The 4991-nt window shown below is 60.3% G+C and carries 3 protein-coding genes and 2 pseudogenes; 3 read left to right on the top strand and 2 right to left on the bottom strand.

All coding sequences use genetic code 11. From position 1 onward, the window contains the following. Positions 1 to 967 (bottom strand): annotated as a pseudogene (locus EN932_RS29120) (cyanophycin synthetase); the annotation flags it as partial. Between the two features lie 662 nt (positions 968 to 1629). Between EN932_RS29120 and sdhD the strand changes: the two are divergent. After that, positions 1630 to 2019, top strand: coding sequence for a succinate dehydrogenase, hydrophobic membrane anchor protein (gene sdhD / locus EN932_RS29110; protein ID WP_127413913.1), 390 nt, complete (start codon positions 1630 to 1632; stop codon positions 2017 to 2019). A gap of 77 nt (positions 2020 to 2096) precedes the next feature. Here sdhD and ctaD read toward each other — a convergent pair. Next, positions 2097 to 3742, bottom strand: a pseudogene (gene ctaD, locus EN932_RS29105) (cytochrome c oxidase subunit I). A 154-nt stretch (positions 3743 to 3896) separates the two neighbouring features. Between ctaD and EN932_RS29100 the strand changes: the two are divergent. Next, complete coding sequence (locus EN932_RS29100) at positions 3897 to 4067, top strand: hypothetical protein (protein WP_013525040.1); 171 nt, start codon at positions 3897 to 3899, stop codon at positions 4065 to 4067. A gap of 1 nt (position 4068) precedes the next feature. After that, positions 4069 to 4872, top strand: a complete 804-nt coding sequence (locus EN932_RS29095) for a DUF2243 domain-containing protein (protein WP_128338460.1) — start codon at positions 4069 to 4071, stop codon at positions 4870 to 4872. Positions 4873 to 4991 lie beyond the last annotated feature (119 nt).

Raw genomic sequence — 4991 nt, 5'->3', positions numbered from 1 at the left:
CGATAACGCTGCGACTGTGTTCTCGCGCCTGTTCGAAGCCCCAGCGGACTTCGTCCTCGGTTGCGAGGCCGATGTTGACGCCGTTTCCATGATTGCCGTCCAGTGGTTTGGTGACCACAGGGTACCCGAGCCGTGCCGCTGCCACGACCGCGTCCTGCGCCGATCGCACCAGTTCCCCGCTGGGGACCGTTAGCCCGGCCTGCTGCAGCAGAAATTTTGTCAGGTCCTTGTCGGAGGCGATTTCGGTCGCGATCTCGGAAGTGAGGTCGGTGCAGCTGGCGCGGATTCGCTTCTGATGCTTGCCTTGGCCGAGCAGCACCAGGCTGCTGTCATCGAGCCGCGCCGCGGGAATCCCCCGTCTCCCGGCCTCGCGCACCAGAGAGGCGGTCGTGGGGCCCAAGGCACGCTCGGCGGCGCGAGCCTTGAGCTGCTGCAGCCTCACTGCGAAATCGAATGGCCCGTCCATTTCGGCAATCTCGTCGAGCCCCTCGAGGCCATGCAGATTGGCCGGCAGGAGACCATCCACCAACTCGAGCGCAACTCGTCCGGCGAGCAGCCCCACAACCTCATCATTGTAGGCGAACATGACGTTGTAAGTGCCCGGACTGCCTTTGACCGAACGTGTCTTTCCTCGTGTCACCCGGTGGCCCAGCATGTTCTGCAGTTCCAGGGCGACGTGCTCCACGACGTGGCCGAGCCAGGTTCCTTCCTGCATACGGCGGACGAACCCGCCGGCGACGCCATAGCTGCAGCCATGGGCCGCAAGGCCGGGCAACAGGCGAACGATGTCCTCGGTAAACCCGGGCAGCTTGTCTGTCGGGAACGCCTCAAGGGCCCCGAGGTCAATCTGGATCCGGACCATTGGACTCATGCTGTAGAGATGAGGTCCGCGGAACACGCGAGCGTCCACGACACGGATTCTGGTGCGAAAACGCGAGGCGTCTTGATGAATTTCGTTGCCCGACATAGCCCGTTCTCCTGACTAGCCCCGCAAACTTCTTGAGGATCGATACGTTCCCGACGATGAAACGCAAATATTTTTGCGCGATCGAGAAACAAAAAGCATGTTTAACATATGTTGGCCAAATAACAGATTCTGGTCATCTTACCTGCCGCAAGGGGCGGGCCAAGCATGCGCCTGCTTGTCCTAAGCATAGCCCGGCAAGCCGCGGCCCATTGGAGGCGAGACCCGACCAGGGTGGGGACAGAGATCCCAGGTGCCGAGTGCCGGGTGGGCTTGTGGCGACCGCTTTGAGGGCAGCATCGAAGCATTTATATTTTCAACGCCGGACGCCCACCGGGGAACATTTCCAAATGCACTGTGTTTGGCGCCACCCTTGCCCACCGGAACTAAAGCCATGCAGAGTCGGAAATTGGTGAAGGCCGCGCTGGTCAAAGAGATCGACGCCGTCCGCCTCAGCATCTCGCTCCTTGAAAAGGAGTTGTGGAAAGCTGGCAGACCCGGGAAGATTGGATGGCGTTCAGGATACGAGCTAACCGCCCAAAAAGCTCGCCTCGCCAAACTGGAGAACGTGCTTGCGCACTATCCGTCCGTGACGCGAGCCCGAGCATTGGACAGCAACAGCTTGAGTTACGGGCAACGGAACCAGGTGAGTTTGGGGAAGCAAGATGGCTGACCGACGCTCGATCAGAACTCCGCTAGCTCGAGTGCGCGGCCTTGGGTCGGCTAAACACGGAACCGAAACGTTCATGCTGGAACGACTGACATCTGCTGCACTGTTGATCCTCGTCATCTACATCGTCGCGGTCGTCATAAGGCTGAGCGGAGAGCCTCGAGATGTCGTCATCCGCGTAGTCGGATCGATCTATGTCGCACCCGCCCTCATCGCCTTCATTCTGGTGAACTGCGTCCACATGCGGCTGGGCATGCAATCGATCATCGAAGATTATTGCCACGCCACGGTGCTGAAATCTATCCTGCTGATCGCCAACTGGTTGTTTTGCTGGGCAGTAGCCCTCGCCAGCTTTTTCGCCGTGCTCGTGATCAGCTTCCGATAGGTCAATTCACGGCCAGCGCGGCGCGCGCCTTCCAACTCAGCGCCGATCCCGCCGCCGGTCGCGCTCGCCAGCCGGATTCATTTGATTTTCGGCAGCCTGTCCCATTGATGGAAAGGCGGTGGAGAGGTCAACTCCCATTCCAATGTGGTGGCTCCCGGCCCCCAGGGGTTCATGCCGGCGGCCCGTCGCCGGTGGAAAGCCTCCACGATGCCGGCAAGGAAAATCAGGACACTCGCGGCCGACAGATACGATCCAAAGGAGGAGACCATGTTCCAACCGGCAAAAGCGTCGGGATAGTCGATATAGCGACGTGGCATGCCGGCCATTCCGAGAAAGTGGTGGGGGAAGAAGCCGAGATTCACACCGACGAAGGTCGTCCAGAAATGGATTGCAGCCAAAAGCGGATTGTACAAATATCCAGTCATCTTCGGAAACCAGTAATACCAGCCCGCGAAGATGCCGAAGATCGCACCCAACGAGAGAATGTAGTGGAAGTGTGCGACGACATAGTAGGTGTCGTGCAATTGGCGGTCCAGGCTGGCATTTGCAAGCTGTACGCCGGTCACGCCTCCGACAGTGAACAGGAATATGAAGCCGAGCGCCCACAGCATCGGGGCGCGCAGGCTAAGGGAACCACCCCACATGGTCGCGATCCAGGAGAACACCTTGATCCCAGTCGGCACCGCGATCACCATCGTGGCGAAGGTGAAATAGCGCTGCGTGTCCAGCCCTATTCCGCTGGTGTACATATGGTGGGCCCAGACGACGAAGCCGATCGCTCCGATCGCGACGATCGCGTAGACCATCCCCAGATAGCCGAAGATCGGCTTTCGCGAAAATGTCGAGATCACCTGGCTGACGATGCCGAAGGCCGGCAAGATCATGATGTAGACTTCCGGATGGCCGAAAAACCAGAAGAGATGCTGGTACGGATAGGATCGCCGCCGCCGTCCGGCGCGAAGAATGTGGTGCCGAAATTTCTATCGGTCAGGAGCATTGTGATGGCCCCTGCCAGGACAGGCAGGGCCAGCAGCAGCAGAATCCGGTGATGAGGATCGACCACACGAACAGAGGCATTTTATGCAACGTCATCCCTGGCGCGCGCATATTGAAGATCGTGGTGATGAAATTGATGGCGCCTAGTATCGAGGAGGCTCCCGCGATGTGCAGAGAAAGAATGACCAGATCGACGGCAGGACCGGGATGGCCGGACGTCGACAGGGGCGGGTAGAGGAACCAGCCGGTCCCGGGACCGTATCCGCCGGGGACGCTGGGCATGAAGATCGACAATAAAAGCAGCATCAATGCCGGCGGCAGCAGCCAGAACGAGATGTTATTCATGCGTGGGAACGCCATGTCCGGGGCGCCGATCATGATCGGAACCATCCAGTTGGCGAAACCACCGATCAGTGCGGGCATGACGGTGAAGAAGATCATGATCAGCGCGTGCGCCGTGGTGAACACGTTATAAAGTTGCTTGCCGGCATCTATGGCCGCGTCGCCTTGGTAGCCGTAGATCATCGATCCCAACCCGGGGAAAACCTGGATCCCGGGTTGCTGCAGTTCAATTCGCATGCCCACCGCCGATGACCCCCGCGATGAAGGCGAAGATCAGGTAGAGGGTTCCGATATCCTTGTGGTTTGTCGAAAACAGCCAGCGGGTGATGCCCCGCGGCTTGTGGTCGTCGCGGCTGCTCGGAGCCGCCGCCGAATATTCACTCATGAATGTTCTCCGCTTCAGCCATCCCCCAACAGGGCATCCGAACCATGATGTAAGTTGATTATTCCTCCCCAGAACGCCCGACGCGAGGGAACATACGGCAGAAGCCAAGGTTCGGGTCGGGCGCGGCGTGCCCGCGGTTGAAGGGTCGACATCCATGCTGGCAATCATTGCTGGGACTTTGGTTCTGACGACAGTGGTCGGCGGGCTGATTACCGCCTTCTGGATCGAGGCCCGTCATGATCTCCACGACCCGACGCCGGACAGGGCGATGCACCTGGAGCTGCTAACCAGACTTGGCTCTCCGGTTTCGGCGGAGTCGTCCTGATATGGACACCATCACCGCGAAACTCGATCCGAGAACGAGAGTCGGCTGGCTTCTGCTCGGCTTCGCGCTGGGCGGTTTCTTCGACGGCATCGTCCTGCACCAGATTCTGCAATGGCATCATCTTCTCTCGGGCCTCGCCGACCCGGCGGGTTCCGACCTGCGCTTCCAGATCATGGCCGACGGCCTCTTCCACTTGTTTATGTACGTGTTCGCCGTTGCCGGCACGGTGCTGCTGGTGGCGGCGAGGGCAGCAGGCAGGCGGGCCGTAACGACGACCGAGATCCTTCGGCTGGCCTTCATCGGGTTCGGCGTCTGGCATCTGGTGGACGCCATTGTGTTCCATTGGCTGCTCGGCCTGCATCGGATCAAGATGAACAGCGACATGCCGCTCGCCTGGGATATTGGGTGGCTGGTCATCTTCGGAATCGTGCCGCTGCTGTTGGTGCTGGTGCTGCCCAACCGCGGTGGACCGGCAGGTGCCTCGGCGGCTCTGACCAGCATCGTCCTGCTTGCAGGACTGGCTGCGGGTGCTGGCCCGCTCTTCAACGGTGCCGCCACTTCCGTCATCGTCTTTCGAGCTGGGATGCAACCGGCCGCGATGATGCAGGCGGTTCAAGCGGCCGACGCCGACCTCAAGTGGGTCGACGCCAGCGGCACCATCTGGGCCGTCGATAGAGTCTCATGGCGCGGGTTGATGACCCTGCACGCGCGCGGCGCCCTGGTCGTCGGCACAACGCCTGTCATTGCCGGATGCCTCGCCTGGACCGATGCCGCTGGTGCGAGCAGTCGTCCCATCCAGCAGTGAGGCATCCTAGCCCGCTTCCGAAAGATGGCGGGCTTTTTGTCGGCCGGTTGCCACGCCTGGCCGACGGCAAAGAGTGGCACATTGCGGATTGGCAAAGGGTAAGATCGATGAAGAACAGC

The organism is Mesorhizobium sp. M7A.F.Ca.US.002.01.1.1, from assembly GCF_004022955.1.
GTDB classification, from domain to species: domain Bacteria; phylum Pseudomonadota; class Alphaproteobacteria; order Rhizobiales; family Rhizobiaceae; genus Mesorhizobium; species Mesorhizobium ciceri.
This window is presented reverse-complemented; position numbering and strand designations above follow the sequence as displayed.

Bases quoted from the DNA above. Each gene is read 5' to 3' on its own strand.
- EN932_RS29100 (WP_013525040.1), top strand. From the start codon at position 3,897: ATGCTGGCAATCATTGCTGGGACTTTGGTTCTGACGACAGTGGTCGGC.
- EN932_RS29095 (WP_128338460.1), top strand. From the start codon at position 4,069: ATGGACACCATCACCGCGAAACTCGATCCGAGAACGAGAGTCGGCTGG.
- sdhD (WP_127413913.1), top strand. From the start codon at position 1,630: ATGGCTGACCGACGCTCGATCAGAACTCCGCTAGCTCGAGTGCGCGGC.